This window comes from Polluticoccus soli (genome assembly GCF_029269745.1).
GTDB classification, from domain to species: domain Bacteria; phylum Bacteroidota; class Bacteroidia; order Chitinophagales; family Chitinophagaceae; genus Polluticoccus; species Polluticoccus soli.
This window is the reverse complement of sequence record NZ_JARJHT010000001.1, coordinates 2131706-2150394: the sequence shown is the minus strand read 5'-3', so window position 1 is coordinate 2150394 and position 18689 is coordinate 2131706. Positions and strand designations below refer to the sequence as shown.

The following is an 18689-nucleotide window of genomic DNA, read 5'->3' as shown; positions in this document are numbered from 1 at the left end:
TGCAAATCTTTCAGTAAGCACAATACGTCATTCGTAAAGTTAGTTTTATAAGAACTCTAAAATATTAAAATAGCATTAAAGAAAGATTAAAAATAAATTAAAAAGAAATTAAAGAAAAAATCACATTCGTGTACTAATAAATTGAAAATCAACAATTTACGTTGAAAATTGAAAATAAATTAATTTGCCAATCTATTTAATCCTGCTTTGGCCTGCTGATCTATGGAATTTTGGAAATCGTGCCCCCTCATTTCCAGACACTCGTTAAATTTTGACATTGCGGTTACTTTATCACCCTTTTTCTCGTATATGAAACCCATCTGCAGTACTGCTCTTGCGGCATAATGCTCTTTGCGGCTTTTACCAGATTCGGCAGCTCGCGCGTAGAATACAAGCGCTTTTTCTGGATCCTGCAATTCATCATATATGCGCCCCAGGCGGAAATAATATTCGACTTTCTCTACTTCAGTCCTCAAATCTTCTGCTTTTAAGGAAGTTATTTTTTGATAAGCCTTGTTATAATAACCTCCGTCTGTTAACAAACGCGCCTGCAGGAGTTGGCGGTTCGGCCATTCTGCAGCTTCTGCAAAGCGTTGCGCCTGCTTATCCCCATCTACAAGCAAAGACCCCGAATTCAGAATCTGCTGTCTGCAGCGGTCGGCTTTCGTTATATCACCTGAAATGTAATAGTAATAGGCCATTTTCATCCAGGTTTCTTTTATGAACATTCTATTTCGGCTACGCGATAAATAGCGTTGGTAATAGTCTATTGTTGCCGGTTGAAAAGACAGCAAATAAGCCGATGCCATCTCATAATCAAGGATGGGAAATGAGTTGTAGTCCTTTTGCAATTTTGCTTTCTGCAACGTCGCAACAGCCACATCGGCCTTTCTAAAGTTGAGTGCTATATGCGCCCTAAAAAATAAGTGCATCAGGTTATTGTCGGTACTAAATCGATCGCTGGCTATATATGACCATACCTCCTGTTGTTGAAACATCAGGTAAAATCGCAGATAATTATAGTATAGTGCCGTTTCTCTGTAGAGGATATCTTCCTGATCGTGCATGCGGAGAAAGGTTTCCAAACGCAACATCCCACGTTTTAAGTCGCCTTTCATTCCAAAAATTGCAGCGAGCCACCTAAAATCACCTGGCAAAGTACTGATAACGGCTTCTTCTAAACCGATAAAGACATCGTTGTAGCCAAAAGTGGGATACAATTTCTTATTTTCTTTCAACAGAGCGAACGATCTTCTGAATGCGTTAGCAGCCTTCAAATTATCAGCGAAGCGAGTATAAATAAGTGCCCAATGCAGGTAGACCCCCGCTTTGGTGAACCGATACCATGGCGAAGTTCTATCCCCATTTTCTAACAGATCCAATCGGGCATCCAGGTGCGACTTTCGTTGATCAAGCTGCGCGCGGTCTCCGTTGAACAACAACAACATACAGTCTTCGTAATCGGCGATGTACGTAGCCATAAGGTTGCGTGGATTCGCCTTTATCGCTTGTATGACTGCCTGGTTTCCATCTGAAAGTTGAAGGCTTAGAAAATACGTGTAGGCTTTGCGGCAATCAGTATCATAATCGTACTCATATTGGGCCAGACCAGGAACAGAAAGTAATAAAAGAAAAAAAACTGCCAATAGACGCATGCAACAAATGTATATAACCGGAGCCTTGATTACGAATTATTTGCATTGTTTCAAATAAGGTTCTGAATAACAATTGATAGCAAAAATCTGCCGTTAGCCGCAAGATTTGTCAAAATAACTTGGTTACTATATACAGCCGTTGTATTTTTGGCACAGCATTTGAAACTTTCTAACTAAAAAAATTGACTGTCTATGAAATCAATCCGCAACATTGCTTTTTCTGCTCTCCTGACTTTAGGCGCCTTCAGCGCAATAACTTATGCATCTTGTAGCAAAGACGAATGTGAAGATGTCGTTTGCCAAAACGGCGGCACTTGCGTTGATGGTTCTTGCGTGTGTTCTTCCGGCTATGAGGGCACTAATTGCGAAATCAAATCAAATGCGAAGTTTGTCGGCACCTGGTCTGTAACAGAAACGTGTGGTTCAGCAACCTCAAATCCGTATCAGGTTACTATTACCGCAGACGGCACAGATGCAACAAAAGTTCTGGTGTCTAACCTCGGTAATTATGGCTGTACACAGGGCGGAACGATTGTATTTGACGGCTTGGTAAACGGTGCCACACTTACTATTAATGACAACGCATGTGCCACTCAAATGAATGCCACTGGCAACTATGCAAACGGCAAAATCACGTTTAACTATACTGCCTCTTACGGCGTAACTACAGATAATTGCACTGCTACTTTATCGAAATAATCAGCTAAATGCAAAAAAATGAAAAAAGCAGCCTTGCGGCTGCTTTTTTCATTTTTTGATGAAACCTTATTTTTTACCAGTGTTTGTTCCCTGATTCTGGTCGCCTTTTTTACCTGTATTCGTGCCTTGTTCTCCGGTATTTTTACCGGTATTAGCTGGTTGAGACGCTGACGTAGCTGTGCTTGTAGAATGTGTAGTAACTGACGCAGGCTTCACCGTTGTTGTCCTGGTAGTCGTAGTTTTTGTTGTAACAGCTTTTCCACCTTTCATCGCTGCGATGATCGAATCAGCCTTGATCTGTGCCATGGCATTGATCAATGAATCGTTCTGACGCATCATTTCCACCCTTATCTCTTCAACCCTGGCATTAACTGTAGAGTCTATCTGGGCTTGTGACATATCGCTTTCGCGAGTTTCAGTTGTGCATGACGCAAGCGACATCAAGCCTCCGGCCATTAATAAAAGTGCTTGTTTTTTCATTCGTTTTGGTTTTGGTGCAAAAATATTATAGTTCCTCCAATAAATATCAAGCGGATACTAATTCAACGCAGAATAATCAGGCATTTCGTTGCCATAAGCCTCCTGCCTCTCGACACGTTCAATCGGAAGCATCACTATAAAAGTGGTACCCTTGTCTACCTCTGTTTCGACCCTTATATCGCCCTTATGCAGATCAATTATCCTCTTGGAAAGAGCTAAACCAAGACCAGACCCATATATAAGGTTATTCTGTTTGTACCCCCTGAAAAATGGTTGAAATATGTGTTCGAGGTCATCCGGAGCGATACCTGGCCCGTTGTCATGTATAGTGACGACAATATTAGCCGCGGTAAAGCTAAGTTTTACAAAGGCAGTCTTGTCAGGTGAAAACTTACAAGCATTATGGATGATATTCTTGATGGCGCTATATAGTAGTGGCATATTGCCATACACTACCGTTTGGCTTTCATCTTCGGGAAATTCATCAAAAACCAACTCCACCTCATATAGCTTACTGATCTTTTTCATTTCAGTCGGAATGCCCATCAGCAATTCGTCTATTCGCACAGAAGCAAGTTCGATCCCTCCGGTTGAATCGCTGGCCTTTGCTATTTCAAGCAGGCTTTTTACAAGCAGCCCAAGTCGTTTGGCATCGTCTTTTATTGACTTAATTATCTTTTTATATTCTTCATTCGTACGTTCGCGCTGCAAGGCTACATCAAGTTGGCTCGTAATGGCTGTCAGCGGAGTCGATAACTCATGCGATGCATTCGCGATAAAACGACGCTGTGTGTCGAATGAGCGTTGCAGCCTATCCAAAAGCTCATTGATAGTTATACCGAGCTGCTGTAGTTCGTCTTTACCGCTGCCGGTCTCAAGACGGTACAAAAAGTTATCGGCGGAAATGCGGTTGATCCTATTGGTAAGATTTCGTATCGAGCTAACCAATCCAAGTGAGAAGACATAACCAGTAATAATAACTATACTAATACTACCGAAAAAACACACAGCCAATATCGCCTGTAGTTTCGACAGCCACTCAACCCTATCGTTGTCGTACGAGGCTACTATTACGGTATACTCATAATTTGGATCTTTGTAATTGATAGCCACAGCATCCCTGCCATCCCAGCCAAAAAAGTACTTTTTTCGCTGTTTGGCAGTATTCAACACCGTTTTATTCACAATCAGCGGCAAGGCATCCGGGTCGCGGTAGGTAAAAATCAGGCTATCGCGCTTATCGTAAACAATAATACTTTTCCTGAATAGTGAGCTATTGCCTGATTCATTGATCGCCTTTACTTCCTCTGCATTAAATTGATTGGACTTTAATAACAGGGCGGTACTGTATGCCTTACGATACAAACGCTCCTGGAACTGGACCACCCTGTTTTGGGCAGAATAGAAATAAATAGCCCAACATAATAGTAACATAATGATGGTTACTATGAAGGTATAAACCAGCGTAATTCTATACTTAATCGGCATTAATCTTCATCAGACTTGAGGATATACCCCATCCCCACCTGGGTGTGGATCAATTTCGGGGCAAAATCCTTGTCTATCTTCTTACGTAAAAAATTGACATAAACATCAATCACATTTGTTTGTGTATCAAAATCTATGTCCCACACATCTTTGGCAATATCGGCCCTTGAAACCACTTTGCCTCTTTTCCTCAGCAAATATTCAAGCAATTGAAATTCTTTGGCAGTCAGCGCTATCTTTTTACTCCCTCTTTTTACTTCTTTACTGTCCACATTCATTTCCAGATCCGCCAATTTCAACACCTTTTCCTCTACCGGCGCTCCTTTAAAGTCGGCCCTTCTTAGTAACGCCTTGATCCTAGCCACCAATTCCCTAAATTCAAAAGGTTTGGCGATATAGTCATCGGCTCCTGCCTCAAAGCCTTCTATCTTGTTTTCAGTAAAGTCCATAGCGGTTAACATTATTATAGGTACCTGCTTGTCCTTGTACCGTATCATCTTACACAGCTCATAACCATTCATCACCGGAAGGTTGATATCCAGGATTATCAGGTCATACTTACCTGAATAATACAAGTCTTTCCCCTCAAGGCCGTTATAAGCTGTAACAACGTTGTAGTTATATTCACCCAAACCTGCCTGGATTGTGTCTGCGATCTTCTTTTCATCTTCAACAAGCAATATATTCTGTTTCATACCCTAAAATTTTTCAACAAATGGCCACAAACCATATTGTTCTAAATATACCTATAGCAGTCGCTATTTAATAAAAACCAAGCGGGGAGGGCAATTAAAATTACATTAAAAGGCCCGGATAGCCAACTAAACTCCCTAAATAAAAGCCTCAAAAAAATCTTAAAATTGACGTTGGCGCACGCTTTCCGCGCAGTCACAGAACGTGGCATGCCTTCAAAAAGCACCTATTTAAAATAACCCATATGATCCACTCCATGAACCAAAACGCAGTTTTACCGGTTGAGAACGGACTTTGGCAGGTTTCGGTTTGAACCAAACCTATTGCTTTCTATTTTTGGGCTTGAGGCTGTGAGGCAGCCGCGAGGATATATCAAAACAACAAATTCAGCATCTGACACACGCAGAATGTTCTTTACCGGTGCATTCCACGCACTTTCACATAAAGACGAAAGTTTGTAAACTTAGGTCCATGATCATCGGTAAGCCGCAAATACTTTTTGGGTTTCTGATCTTGTTCATCTGCAGTTGGCGGGCTGATGGTCAGATCAATCTAAACATCAACAACGGAATGCCCTCCAACCATGTTTACCAAATGGTCAGGGATAAATATGGTTATCTGTGGATAGCCACTACAAATGGCGTAGTAAGATATAACGGTTATGAACTCAAAACTTATACAATCGCGGACGGGCTACCCAGCAATGATGTTTGGAGCATACACCTGGACAAAAAAGATCGTCTGTGGCTGTTATGTTTCGCACATGCGCCAGGATATATCTACAAGAATAAATATCACGAAACTTATGTAGACAATGATGATTATACCTTGTCGACGACCAGAATGGCTGAACACAAGGATGGTGTTGCTTTTATCAACAAATACCGGACAACTGGACACTACTTCTTTAGAGAGAGAAACGATTCAATAGCTAGTATTTTTAACGACATACATATTTGGTATTTCTATCTCAACCAAAATGCGGAGTTCATAAATGGCCGCGACGACTCTAATTTTGTTATCTATACCTATAAACTGGCTGGCGACACGTTGGCGCTCAAAAGCAAGTGCACTTACGACTCATCTATTATTTCGTTACACAGACTCAATTATACAAGGTTCAATTACCATAACTATGACATTGCCTATTTCCCAGGAAAAAACAACGTTTATGCCTTAAACTTTGCCACCTGCAAGCTCGATACACTTTCGTTTCCAGGTGCTGTTAGTAAAATTCTTCACCTGGATAAATACCTGTGTGTTCTGACCAGGGACAGCGCGTATAAACTGAACGAGGATCTCTCAATACAGCAATCGACTACTATAGCCGATTTGACAAACAATTTTGTTTCGTCGCCGGCAGAACTTGTCTACTTCGTAGAAGACGACCTCTGGGGAAAAACTATTGCAACGCTTTCGAACGGCATGTTCGTACTCCCGCCTGAAATGTCACCATTTAAACGGCTGACGCCATTTCTAAATGCGCGATTCAAGTACATTGGAATGATTGACAACGGTACGGGTTACTGGTGGAACGCACATGAAGGCATAATGGCAACTATTGGCGAAAACGGCACCGTCGAAAATTACCGACTCCAAACGCGTGAAAGCATTAATAAGGTCTTGCCCCTTAATGACACCCATTCAATACTTTTTTTTAATGACGCCCCCAGGCTCATTAATCACAAAACCAAAGCCATAAAAAACCTTTCGTTATATACTTTACAACACCATACAGTCGCCTTTAGGTTCTCCGCAAACAACATTGTTTCAAGCAATGGCATATTATATACAGCTAGCTCAAGTGGGTTCGACAAGGCATACATTTCTAACGACACATTCTACTTCAAACCTCTTTATTCAGATAGATGCATAGATGTTCTTTACGATTCGCTGCGACAAATGGTATGGGCGTACAATACCGGCAAGATCATACTGCACAATAAGGCGGGCAATACATTTGTTATCACAAGCGAACAAACCAGGGCTCTCGGCATTAACCGTATTGAACAGATCGTATTGGACAATAAATATGGGAACATATTTATTAAAGACGGCGACAGGCTCCAATGCTTTAATCTTAACAACTATTCTTGCCACCAATTATTTAATCAATGTAATCTCTCGGATACAAAAATCTTTAAGCGGGGAAATGTATTAGTAATTGTGGGGAAATTCGGCGTGCTGTATAGTAAAATTCAAGGAAAAGGGAAGCTCTCTGCACCTATCATTCACTTCAACGACAAATATAACTTTTACCAAAGCACGTATGACGTCCAGGTTTCAAAAAAAGAGATATTCCTAAACACTAATAATGGGCTGTATTCGATAAATATGCCTAAAGACGAAGATTATGACATTTATAAATATTCACACCCTTTCAGCCTGTTACTATCATACGCCGGTGATCTATCAACGGTAAATAGCAATGATAGCATTACGATACACCAAAACGATAGAAAGCTCCTGTTTGACCTGATAAACCCCTTGGGAAACGGACACGTAAAATACCAATATATGATAAATGGGGTTGACTCCACATGGCTCGAACTCAACAATAATGAATTGAACCTGCCTAACCTGCAACCCGGCCAATATCATACACTATCGCTGAAAGTGAGAGATGATGTGTGGAAAAGCAACCCAATGCAACTTCATCTTTACGTTATCCCATACTGGTGGCAAACAAATCCGGGTCAGAGTATCGTTTTATTACTAGGACTAGCCCTGGTCACAGGGGTAATACTATCAACCGTTCTTATCACCAGGAAAATTATCATGAAAAACAACTTGAGGAAGAATAAACTTCTTGAGCTAGAGATCAAGTCGATCCACTCTCAAATAAACCCGCATTTTATTTTCAACACACTAAATACTACTCTTCATTACATTGTTAAGAAAAAGCTTGATGAAGCCTATGACCATGTATCCAGCTTTTCAAGTCTATTAAGGGCATATTTGAAATCATCGCGAAACCGGTATATTACATTGGGAGAGGAGATCAATAACCTGCAGAACTATATACGCCTTCAGCAAACACGGTTTGAAAATGCATTTAGTTATGAGATCAAAACAAATCTGCCGGATAACAAAACTATTTATGTTCCATCGTTATTGTTGCAACCAATAGTAGAGAACGCGATCAACCACGGGCTATTACCTAAAGATGCACCTGGACATCTGAAACTCACATTCTCTGCGAATGCAACTACCAACGTATTACAGTGCATGATCGACGATGATGGAGTAGGCAGAAAAAAGCATATTACAGATAAACAAAGAGCGGACAGCGGCAGGGAATCATATGGCAACCATCTAATAAAAGAACTGGTCGACATACTTAACAAGTACGAAAACGCCGGAATTGAAATCAACTATATTGACAAAGAACTACCGGAAACAGGAACTACTGTAATCATCACTATAAAAAATGCATTAAAAGATGGATAACTACACTTGCCTCATTGTAGACGACGAAAGCAAAGCAATAGATCTGCTGGAATACAACCTTGGCATATTCTATAAAAACATTGAAGTCATTGGAACCTACACGAAATGGGACGATGCAGTCAATGTTGTGCGCTCAACAGACGCGGATATCTTATTCCTGGATATTTCAATGCAGGATAAAAACGGTATGGACCTGATAAAGTACGCGCCAAATCTCCAGAGTGAAGTTGTGTTTATTACAGCACATGAAGATTATGCCGTGGAAGCTTTTAGACTCAATGCAGCTGGTTACATCATCAAACCGATTGACAAGACCGAATTTGTAACTACAGTAGATAAAGTGTTGGAAAAGATCAGGAACAAGCGCCTGGCTAAAAAAGTTCTGGAGAACGAGCTGCATATACAAAAGCGTATAGGCATTCCCAATGGCAAAGCAATTGACTACGTGAACATAAATGACATCATTTGCCTTGAAGCGGTGAACTCATATACCAAGATCGTAACAACAGATAACGAGATCCTTTGCTCATACAACATAGGAAAGTTCAGGGAGCTGCTTGACGATAAAACATTTTACCAGGCTCATCGCTCGCACGTCATCAACCTCAACCATATCCGTCGATATGAAGTAACTGGTTATATCATAATGGATAACAACAAAGAGGTGCCGCTATCGAAGAGCCAAAGAGACAATTTCCTGAACCTGTTCAACAAACTGGCAAGAAATACTAAACCTTAAAATTCCAGGCAAACTTAGTTTGTAGCTGAGCTTCGACCGGATGGAAGTCGGTAAATTTAGGATAGCGTCGATAGGCAGTAGACTATCACGGGCTACTATGTGCTGACCGAACTATCTATCCAATGAACGACAATCTCCCACTCCCTTTTTTGTTGCGCTACGATGCCTGGGTGCTGGTCATCATTCTGTTCCTATTGATGATCGTTTTCATAAGACTGGGAGCATACTTTGGGAGACACCGCAAACGAAAGGAAGAATACCAGGATAACCCTGCGAATTCTACTGTCTACGGTTCCATTCTCGGCTTGCTGGCATTTATTTTGGGATTTACGTTCAGCATGAGTGGCACACGCTATGAAAACCGTCACCAGGCCATAGTTAACGAAGCAAATTGCATAGGTACAGCCATCCTGCGTGCCGATATTTATCCGGACAGCGATCGCACTATACTACGTACACATTTCAAAAACTATCTCCAGGCAAGAATCGATTACATCAAAGCTGGACCCGACCTAAATAAAATTGCTGCTGCCGACAAGGCGCTGGCACACCACCAGGCGTTATTGTGGGGACATGCAGTCTGGTTTTCAAAGCACAACCCAAGTATTCTCATTTCAGGGCAAATGTTGCCATGGCTAACCGACATGTTTGATGCGGCTGAGTTTACCAGGAACAGCGAGATCATCAGAGTGCCGCAATCCGTCGTGATTATGCTTTTTTCCTTATCGCTTATCGGGGCATTTTTCCTGGGTTACCTGTCAGTTGGTAAAGGTCGGTTCGACTGGGTCACAGGCATTGGCTTCTGCGTGCTAAGCTCCATCGTTATATTCATAACTCTTGATCTTGACCGGCCGCGGCGTGGACTGATAGATATGGATGCAAGCTGGTATGCAATCATCTCGCAGATGAGCAATTTTGAGAATCAATAACACATTATGGCTAATGTATAAACGCAAAAAAGCCTGCTATTTCTAGCAGGCTTCTTGCGGACCGGACGGGACTCGAACCCGCGACCTCCGCCGTGACAGGGCGGCATTCTAACCAACTGAACTACCGATCCGTGTTCCCTGTTGGGGATGCAAAGATACGTTCAAATTCTTCAATTCTGCAAATCTTCTTTTAAAAATTTTCAAACCTTACTTTTGTAGCCTAAACTACTACTATGCAGTTTTTGGATTTTGAGAAGCCACTTGAGGATTTGTACACGCAGATGGATAAGTTAAAAGAGATGTCTGCAAAGAACCAGGTGGATGTAACCAACACTATTCGCGAGTTGGAAGCGTCGATAGAGAAAACGCGCTCGCAGATATATACTAATCTTACGCCATGGCAGAGGGTTCAATTGAGCCGCCATCCTGAAAGGCCGTATACATTATATTATATCGAAAAAATATTCAGCAACTTCACCGAGCTCTATGGCGACCGCCAGGTAAAAGACGACAAAGCTATGGTGGGTGGCATGGCAGAACTGGATGGCATGCCTGTAATGGTAATGGGCCAGCAGAAAGGTATCAATACTAAGATGCGCCAAATGCGCAACTTTGGTATGGCCAATCCCGAAGGCTACCGCAAGGCACTGCGCCTAATGAAGATGGCTGAGAAATTCAACCGTCCCATCATCACACTGATCGACACCCCGGGTGCATACCCTGGCCTTGAAGCCGAAGAACGCGGACAAGGCGAAGCCATTGCGCGTAACCTGTTTGAGATGATCAACCTGAAAGTACCTGTAATATGTGTGATCATAGGCGAGGGTGCTTCGGGTGGTGCGCTGGGTATTGGCATAGGCGATAAAGTAGCCATGCTGGAAAATACCTGGTACACTGTTATCTCTCCTGAGTCATGCTCTTCTATCCTGTGGCGCAGCTGGAACTTTAAAGAGAAAGCAGCCGAGCAACTCCGTCTTACATCAGAAGACATGAGCCGCTTCAAACTGGTAGACGATGTTATCTCCGAACCATTGGGTGGTGCACACGCCAAGCCAGATGAAATGGCGGAGACACTAAAACAATACCTGCTGAAATCGCTGGGTGAGCTGAATAAAGTTGAAGCTGATACACGCATCGATCAACGCATTGAGAAGTTCTCTAAAATGGGCTTCTTCGAAGAAACAAGTACCAATCACGTTTAAATAAGGAGTTCGCTCCTCTCAACATATGAATCAATTCAGAGGAACAGGTGTTGCGCTGGTAACACCGTTCAACGCAGACGGACAAATAGATTTCCCGGCACTTGAAAAGGTGGTGGAACAAGTGATAACAGGTGGCGTTAACTACCTGGTAGCGCTGGGCACAACAGCGGAAACACCAACGCTCACCGACGAAGAAAAGCTGAAGGTGCTCAACTTCGTTATCGAAAAATGTAATGGTCGCGTGCCTGTGGTTTGCGGCATTGGTGGCAACAACACTGCCGAAGTACTGCACAACATTGCTACCTACCCGCTGGATAAAGTAGCCGGTATCCTGAGCGTAGTGCCGTATTATAATAAACCTACACAGGAAGGCGTTTACCAGCACTTCAAAGCCATAGCATCTGCTACCACTAAGCCGATCATCCTTTATAACGTTCCGGGCCGTACGGTAACCAATATGTTGCCCGCCACCACCCTGCGTCTGGCCAAAGAGTTCAAGCACATAGTGGCTGTGAAAGAAGCCAGCGGCAATATGGGCCAATGCATGGAGCTCGTTCAAGGAAAACCTGAGCACTTCGCCATCCTCTCCGGCGATGACGACCTGGTGCTGCCACAAATAGCCATTGGTATGGAAGGCGTTATATCCGTAGCTGCCAACTGCTTTACCAAAGACTTCACCGGTATGGTAAACAACGCGCTCGACGGCAAATTTGACGAGGCCCGCAAGCTGCACTACAAACTGCTGGAAGGCATCCACCTGCTGTTTGCAGAAGGCAACCCTGCCGGCGTAAAGTGCGTACTGGGCATGCAGGGTATTTGCCAGGAACAAATGAGGCTGCCGATAGTACCTGTAAGCGAGGCTACCAGCCAGAAGATCAGGACCTATCTGGGCACACTTTAGTACAAATAATTTCATATTAATCCTCGTGGTAATACCGCGGGAAATGCCTAATTTCGCACTTCCTAAAGAAAATCATTTAGCAAACTATAATTGTTATGAGTACAATGACTCGTTCTGAAATCGACTTCAAACTTCCCTATAAAGTAGCGGATATCAGCCTGGCTGAGTGGGGACGCAAAGAGATCACACTGGCTGAAGCTGAAATGCCGGGCCTGATGTCTATCCGTGCTGAATACGGTCCTCAACAGCCGTTGAAAGGTGCGCGTATCGCAGGTTGCCTGCACATGACCATCCAGACTGCCGTGCTGATCGAGACACTGGTAGCACTGGGTGCTGAAGTGCGTTGGAGCTCTTGCAACATCTTCTCTACTCAAGACCACGCTGCGGCTGCTATCGCTGCTGCAGGTATCGGCGTGTTTGCCTGGAAAGGACAAACACAAGCTGAAGCTGACTGGTGCATCGAACAAACTCTGTTCTTCGGTGGTGAAGACCGCCCGCTGAACATGATCCTGGACGATGGCGGTGACCTGACGAACATCGTGTTCGACAACTACACTGAGCTTGTACAGCACATCAAAGGCCTTAGCGAAGAAACTACTACCGGCGTTCACCGCCTGTACGAGCGTATGCAGAAAGGCACCCTGCCTATCCCTGCTATCAACGTGAACGACTCAGTTACCAAGTCTAAATTCGACAACAAATACGGTTGCCAGGAATCTCTGGTTGACGCTATCCGCCGCGCTACAGACGTAATGATGGCCGGTAAGGTAGCTGTTGTTGGTGGCTACGGCGACGTAGGTAAAGGTTCTGCACTGTCGCTGCGTGGCGCTGGTGTACGTGTTATCGTTACCGAGATCGACCCGATCTGCGCACTGCAGGCTGCTATGGACGGCTTTGAAGTAAAGAAGATGGAAGACGCTGTAAAAGAGGCTGACATCGTCGTTACTGCTTCTGGCTGCCGCGACCTGATCACGGAAAAACACTTCCGCCTGATGAAGGACAAAGCTATCGTTTGTAACATCGGCCACTTCGATATCGAGATCGATATGGCATGGTTGAACAAAGCTTATGGCAACACTAAAGACACCATCAAACCACAGGTTGACCTGTACACTATAGATGGCAAACAAGTGATCGTGCTGGCTGAAGGCCGCCTGGTGAACCTGGGTTGCGCTATGGGCCACCCTTCATTTGTAATGTCTAACTCATTCTCTAACCAGACACTGGCACAGATAGAGCTGTGGAACAACCACGCTAACTACGAGAACAAAGTATACGTTCTGCCTAAAGTACTGGACGAGAAAGTTGCCCGCCTGCACCTTGCCAAAATTGGCGTGGTTCTGGACGAGCTGACCGATTCTCAGTCTGAATACCTCGGTATTCCTAAGGCTGGTCCGTTCAAAGCTGACCACTACCGCTACTAGTAGCACCGCCCATCCGGGCAGTTATCATATTAAAGGCTTCCTTCGGGAGGCCTTTATTTTTTACCCCACGACTTGACACATTAGCATCATGCCTATTCGTTGATAGCAATTGTTGCCGCTTTTGTCATGAATTTCTCTAGAATCTGGTCGAAAACTCAACATTCCAGGTTGTATTCCTTCATTATCAATGGCTTTGAATAAATGGCAAGGTCTCTCGGTGGAGAAAATTGTTGCTGTTTGTTGTCGTTTTTCTAACAAACCAATCTTCTACGGGAAACAAAAGCAACAATGCTAACAATCATGAGTGTTGACAATCAATCGCTTGTCTGCACATTGTTAGCATTTGTTAGCGTTTTAGGTGTTTTGAAAAAACGCGATTTGCTAACAATGCCTTTCCTGATTTCAAAGAGCTTTGCACGAATGACCATGCAAAGCAAATATACAACAAATTACAAAAACTTCAAAATACAATAGTTGCTGCAATCGCAAAGGGGATGCAGTATTAAACAAAGCACTGTGTATTACACAACGCTTTGTTTTTCTGCTTCAGCCTTCCTCAGCATAAACTCGTCTCTTGGCCCCTGCGATTTGCGCAGCAGGTATTCATCGTACCCACGCACCAGGTGGTCTTTCAACTCACCTATTTTTTCGTATCCATGGCGATAGTAAAAGCGTTGCGCATCCGGATTAACGGAGGAAACACACAGAAATACATTGGGCATAGTCTTGTGTATTCTCTCTTCGCAAAAACGAATAAGCTTTGTGCCTATCTGCTGATTGCGGTAAGCAGGCAAAATGCAAATGGACTGAATATATCCACTGAACGCACCTTGTACCTGCAGGATAGCAAAGCCGATTATGTCGCCTTTCTTTTTAACCACATAGTTCTCCTTAAAACCTCCTTTGAATGCCGCTTCACAGGCGGGCAGATCGAAGTTCAATTCCGTCCACGGGAAGTGCGTGTGCATCATCCTGGCACAAACACGCAGCTCGTGTATCGTGGCCATAGGTTGTATCTCTATCATTGCCAGGGTTGTTTTTGGAACTTTTCTAAATAGCGGTCAGGATAAGGAGGAGCGGCGTAGCCAAATCTCGTGTACAGACTGTGTGCGTCTTTAGTATGCAACATCAGCTTGCATATTCCTTTCACCCAGTCGAGCGAATGCAATACCTCCATCATTTTCTTGCTCAGTCCCTTGCCCCGGTGTTCTTCTTCTATGTACACATCGGCCAGGTAGGCAAATCGTGCATAGTCGGTGACAAACCGGGCATAACCTATTTGCACGCCATCGTGCAATACGCCGATACAAAATGAATGATCGAGTGCAGTTTTGATGATCTGTAATGGCGCGCCCTCTAACCAATAAGATTGTGTAGACAGCCATTGATGAATCCGCTCAGGTTGCATCAGGTGCTTTTGCGTAGTTATGGTATATCCATTGTAGTGCGTATTACAGGCATCGTCTTTAAAGGCATACGCACCTTGGTATTTAGCATCAACAATGGTCTTCAGGTTTTCCTTTTCAACAGGCCACTCCTCCGGCAACATGCTGAACATAGCTGAATTGCGAACAACACCCTGGCGGATGACATGATTGCGATAAATGCCCTCGAACTTGCAGCCAAGTCTCAGGATCGCTCGTCGTGAGCGGTAGTTCTTCTCGTTGGTCTTAAGCTGCACACGCACAGCACCTAGTTTTTCGAAAGCGTATGACAACAGCAGGTATTTGCACTCTTCGTTGTTGCCATTGCCCCATACAGAAGGACGATACCAGGTCCAACCTATTTCCAGCTTGCGGTGTTCGGGTTCCATCTCGCCAAAGCGCGTAGTACCAATGATATTGCCCGCCCTATCGAAGATGGTAAAGGGGTATTGTGTACCCTTATCGCGATTTCGCAATGCTTCTTCGAAAAACTGTTCCCTGATATGCTGTTCCTCAAAGCTTACAGACAGGAACTCCCAAATCCGAGGGTCATTCCCTACCTGTACCAGTTCATCGATATCTTCTGATCGCATGGGGCGCAGCAATACACGCTCACCTTCCAGCACTACATCGTTATCTATCCATTGCATAATTGATGGTGGTTTATATCCAAATCTCTAATTTTACTGGACCACTCACCTAGTCCAGTTTCAACAAAAACACTAGTCCAATGAACTACGCTTACCTGTCTCATATCAAACTAAGGAATGCCACTGAGCAACCGGTATACATGCAACTGCGCGACGCCTTTCGCGAACTGATCGCTAACGGAACATTGCAGAGCGATAACAAGATGCCGTCGTCGCGTATGCTGAGTGAGCATTTCGCCATACACCGGCAAACGGTAGTGGCGGCAATGGAAGAACTAGTGGCTGAAGGATGGCTGGTTAGTAAACAACGAAAAGGTCTATTTGTCAACGACAAATTGCCCGAAATAAAACCACGCACCTACGGAAGCGCTGTAAAAACATACCCGGCGACGGCTTCATTTAACTTTCACCAAACCACGCACCCGACCGTTGCCAGGAAAAGTTACCTGTTTGGCTTTGACGATGGCTACCCGGACATACGTATTGCACCTTATTCGGCATTGAGTAAAGCCTATAGCCAAACATTGGCAGAAAATGCTCACCGAAACATAATGACGCGTGTAGCAACGGGCGCCGGCAGTTTGCTGTTGCGCGAAGAGTTGGCGAAGATGATGCGCACTTATCGTGGGCTGCTAATAACAGCAGACAATGTATTACTTACTCACGGCAGCCAGATGAGCATATACCTGGTAGCTAACAGGCTACTGACCAAAGGTGATAATGTGGTTGTTACCAAACCCAATTACTTAACCTCAAACAACTTATTCAAAACACAAGGGGCAAACCTGCTGGAGATAGGCGTAGATGATGATGGAATGAGGGTAGATGAACTGGAAGCAGTTTGCAAAAAGAAGAAGGTCAGGTTTGTGTTCGTCACTTCACATCACCATCATCCTACCACAGTAACACTATCCATCGAGCGCCGGATAAGATTATTGCAGTTGGCCGAACAGCATGGCTTTGCAATCATCGAAGACGACTACGATTACGATTACCATTACGAAAACAAACCGTTGCTACCTATTGCGAGCTACGACAGGCACGGAAGTGTGATCTACATTGGCTCCTTCTCCAAAATATTATCGCAGGCTTTTCGTGTGGGTTATATCATTGCACCCGCGGATTTTATTCAGCAGGTGTCGGTATACCGCAGGCTGGTAGACCGGCAGGGCGACCAGGTACTGGAAGATGCTTTTGGAAAGCTGTTTCAAAACAACACCATCAAAAACCACATTCGGAAAGCAGCACATCTATACAAAGAGCGCCGCGACGCAACTTATGAATTACTGAACAGCGAGCTCAACAATTACATGTACTGCAACCTGCCTGAAGGTGGACTGGCATTCTGGACGCATGTAGACCGGTCGCTTTCGCTGGAAGATATCGCAGTCCGCTGTGCTGCAAAAGGAGTATTCTTTCCTGATGGCCGCACGTATAACTATGATAAAGCAAAAATGAACGCCTGCCGCATAGGCTTTGCATCGATGAACACAAAGGAGCTACACAAGGCCGTAGATATCTTGAAAACTGAATTGAAGAGAATGCCTATAAAGCGTTAGTATCATTCAGTATCTTGAGCATGGCACCTACTTTCTTGTCGATTGCCAGTGTAAAAGCTTCACCCGACACTTCACTAAGCGGCATCCAATAGGTGCGCTCATTCGGTTCGCTGTTCACAATACCTTCGGGAGGTACATGAGATGATACCAGGTAATAAATGCTGACTACCTGCGAATCGTCGAAAGCCGAGTGTTGGAAATAATCTGTGGTGTAGAAATGATCGAGAATTTCGATCTCCAGGTTGAGCTCTTCCTTCCATTCACGCTTCAGGCAGTCGAGCGTACCTTCTCCCCAGTCCATACCCCCGCCGGGAAATTTGATCACCTGCTGCCCGCGGATATGCTCTTCATTCACCAACAGTTTTCCGTCACGTATCCAGATACCGTATACACGGATATTGAAACGTTTGTCGGCCGACATCAGAACCAGCGTTTTTTATTGAAATAGAAGCTCACAAAGGCTGATACAATTACCGAAAGCAATATGGGCAGGTAAAAGCTATGCGGCCCCGTAGCATACGGTATCTCCACGTTCATACCAAAGAAGCTGGCTATGAGCGTTGGCAACGATATCAGGATCGTGATACTGGTGAGTCGTTTCATCACCAGGTTCATATTATTATTAATGATGCTGGCAAATGCATCCATCGTACTGATAAGGATGTTGGTGTACGTATTCGCCATTTCAAGGGCCTGTGAGTATTCTACCACAAGATCCGACAGGAACTCTCGTTCCTCTTCATCGGCATTGAGAAAGTTGGTACGTTCCATTTTCATTAGCAACAACTCGTTAGAGCGCAGAGCTGTAACGAAATATACCAGGCTTTTTTGCACCCTCATCAGGTACAGCAATTCCTCGTTACGGTTAGAGTCGTACAGTTTCTGCTCCAGTATGTTGCGGCGGTGGTTGATCTCCTTCAGCACTTCCATGAAGTCCATCACCACCTTTTCCATGATCTTGAGCACCATCATGTTTGGACGCTCGGGATGGCGTTTGGCAAACGTATTCAGGAAGCGACGTATGGCTACATTTTCGAATGAGTTAACTGTAACTACCTGGTTGCGCTCTGTAATGATGATGGAAATGGGGATCGTGACATAGTCGGCATCGCTTTCGTTCAGCGACTTGTTTTCCACCGGGGTTTTGATAATGATGAGTTTTACCCCATCCTCGATCTCGTAACGGGCACGTTCCTCAATATCAAGGGTATCCGTCAGCAGGTCGCGCGGAATATTCAGGGTAGCGGACAGGTTGTCGATCTCGTTCTCCTGGAATGGAGGCGTCACATTGATCCAGTTAGCACCTTCGGTCTGCTGCACCTCGAGCGTCTGCCGGTTGATATTTTTGAAGGATTGTATCATTCCGCCCGGTTAAGAAACGTTGCAAAGGTAATTT

16 protein-coding genes and 1 tRNA gene are annotated in these 18689 nt (G+C 44.2%); 8 read left to right on the top strand and 9 right to left on the bottom strand.

Features of this window, described 5'->3' with window-relative positions; all coding sequences use genetic code 11:
* Positions 1 to 179: 179 nt before the first annotated feature.
* Positions 180 to 1646 carry a tetratricopeptide repeat protein gene (locus tag P2W83_RS09445; RefSeq protein ID WP_276133473.1) on the bottom strand — a complete coding sequence of 489 codons (1467 nt, stop codon included), beginning with the start codon at positions 1644 to 1646 and terminating at the stop codon, positions 180 to 182.
* A gap of 201 nt (positions 1647 to 1847) precedes the next feature.
* Here P2W83_RS09445 and P2W83_RS09440 point away from each other — a divergent pair, with 201 nt between their 5' ends.
* The gene (locus tag P2W83_RS09440) at positions 1848 to 2354 is read left to right on the top strand and encodes a calcium-binding EGF-like domain-containing protein (protein ID WP_276133472.1); all 507 of its coding nucleotides are present in this window, start codon (positions 1848 to 1850) and stop codon (positions 2352 to 2354) included.
* A gap of 66 nt (positions 2355 to 2420) precedes the next feature.
* On the opposite strand, the gene P2W83_RS09435 is transcribed toward P2W83_RS09440, so the two are convergent.
* From P2W83_RS09435 to P2W83_RS09425, 3 genes are read right to left on the bottom strand one after another with little or no spacing between them, the layout of a single operon-like run.
* Entirely contained in the window at positions 2421 to 2834 is a 414-nt protein-coding gene (locus tag P2W83_RS09435; protein ID WP_276133471.1) for a hypothetical protein, read from the bottom strand.
* A gap of 57 nt (positions 2835 to 2891) precedes the next feature.
* A complete protein-coding gene (locus P2W83_RS09430; RefSeq protein ID WP_276133470.1) occupies positions 2892 to 4268 on the bottom strand; it encodes a sensor histidine kinase in 1377 nt (458 codons plus the stop codon).
* Positions 4269 to 4321: 53 nt separating this feature from the next.
* Positions 4322 to 5017 (bottom strand): response regulator, encoded by a 696-nt coding sequence (locus P2W83_RS09425; protein WP_276133469.1) that lies wholly within the window; start codon positions 5015 to 5017, stop codon positions 4322 to 4324.
* A gap of 469 nt (positions 5018 to 5486) precedes the next feature.
* Between P2W83_RS09425 and P2W83_RS09420 the strand changes: the two genes are divergently transcribed.
* From P2W83_RS09420 to P2W83_RS09410, 3 genes are all read left to right on the top strand, one after another.
* Complete coding sequence (locus P2W83_RS09420) at positions 5487 to 8465, top strand: sensor histidine kinase (RefSeq protein ID WP_276133468.1); 2979 nt, start codon at positions 5487 to 5489, stop codon at positions 8463 to 8465.
* Entirely contained in the window at positions 8458 to 9204 is a 747-nt protein-coding gene (locus tag P2W83_RS09415) for a LytR/AlgR family response regulator transcription factor (protein WP_276133467.1), read from the top strand. Before P2W83_RS09420 ends, P2W83_RS09415 begins: the two co-directional genes overlap by 8 nt.
* 122 nt (positions 9205 to 9326) lie before the next feature.
* Positions 9327 to 10133 (top strand): hypothetical protein, encoded by an 807-nt coding sequence (locus tag P2W83_RS09410; protein WP_276133466.1) that lies wholly within the window; start codon positions 9327 to 9329, stop codon positions 10131 to 10133.
* A gap of 57 nt (positions 10134 to 10190) precedes the next feature.
* Here the strand turns inward: P2W83_RS09410 and P2W83_RS09405 are convergent.
* Positions 10191 to 10264 (bottom strand) — tRNA-Asp (locus P2W83_RS09405).
* Positions 10265 to 10366: 102 nt separating this feature from the next.
* Here P2W83_RS09405 and P2W83_RS09400 point away from each other — a divergent pair.
* The 3 genes from P2W83_RS09400 to ahcY all read left to right on the top strand — a co-directional run bounded on the left by P2W83_RS09400 (position 10367) and on the right by ahcY (position 13660).
* Positions 10367 to 11335 carry an acetyl-CoA carboxylase carboxyltransferase subunit alpha gene (locus tag P2W83_RS09400; RefSeq protein WP_276133465.1) on the top strand — a complete coding sequence of 323 codons (969 nt, stop codon included), beginning with the start codon at positions 10367 to 10369 and terminating at the stop codon, positions 11333 to 11335.
* Positions 11336 to 11360: 25 nt separating this feature from the next.
* A complete protein-coding gene (dapA, locus tag P2W83_RS09395) occupies positions 11361 to 12236 on the top strand; it encodes a 4-hydroxy-tetrahydrodipicolinate synthase (RefSeq protein WP_276133464.1) in 876 nt (291 codons plus the stop codon).
* A 95-nt stretch (positions 12237 to 12331) separates the two neighbouring features.
* The gene (gene ahcY, locus P2W83_RS09390; RefSeq protein WP_276133463.1) at positions 12332 to 13660 is read left to right on the top strand and encodes an adenosylhomocysteinase; all 1329 of its coding nucleotides are present in this window, start codon (positions 12332 to 12334) and stop codon (positions 13658 to 13660) included.
* A 521-nt stretch (positions 13661 to 14181) separates the two neighbouring features.
* On the opposite strand, the gene P2W83_RS09385 is transcribed toward ahcY, so the two are convergent.
* Positions 14182 to 14685, bottom strand: a complete 504-nt coding sequence (locus tag P2W83_RS09385; protein ID WP_276133462.1) for a GNAT family N-acetyltransferase — start codon at positions 14683 to 14685, stop codon at positions 14182 to 14184.
* Entirely contained in the window at positions 14682 to 15734 is a 1053-nt protein-coding gene (locus P2W83_RS09380) for a GNAT family N-acetyltransferase (protein WP_276133461.1), read from the bottom strand. The genes P2W83_RS09385 and P2W83_RS09380 overlap by 4 nt, the downstream gene beginning before the upstream one ends.
* Positions 15735 to 15814: 80 nt before the next feature.
* Between P2W83_RS09380 and pdxR the strand changes: the two genes are divergently transcribed.
* Positions 15815 to 17293: a MocR-like pyridoxine biosynthesis transcription factor PdxR gene (gene pdxR, locus P2W83_RS09375; protein WP_276133460.1), complete on the top strand. Its 1479-nt coding sequence runs from the start codon at positions 15815 to 15817 to the stop codon at positions 17291 to 17293.
* Here the strand turns inward: pdxR and P2W83_RS09370 are convergent.
* Together P2W83_RS09370 and P2W83_RS09365 are read right to left on the bottom strand one after the other, a co-directional pair.
* On the bottom strand, positions 17280 to 17714 hold the full coding sequence (locus tag P2W83_RS09370) for an NUDIX hydrolase (protein ID WP_276133459.1): 435 nt from the start codon (positions 17712 to 17714) through the stop codon (positions 17280 to 17282). The two genes, pdxR and P2W83_RS09370, sit on opposite strands and share 14 nt — an antisense overlap.
* Positions 17714 to 18655, bottom strand: a complete 942-nt coding sequence (locus P2W83_RS09365; RefSeq protein WP_276133458.1) for a magnesium transporter CorA family protein — start codon at positions 18653 to 18655, stop codon at positions 17714 to 17716. Before P2W83_RS09365 ends, P2W83_RS09370 begins: the two co-directional genes overlap by 1 nt.
* Positions 18656 to 18689 lie beyond the last annotated feature (34 nt).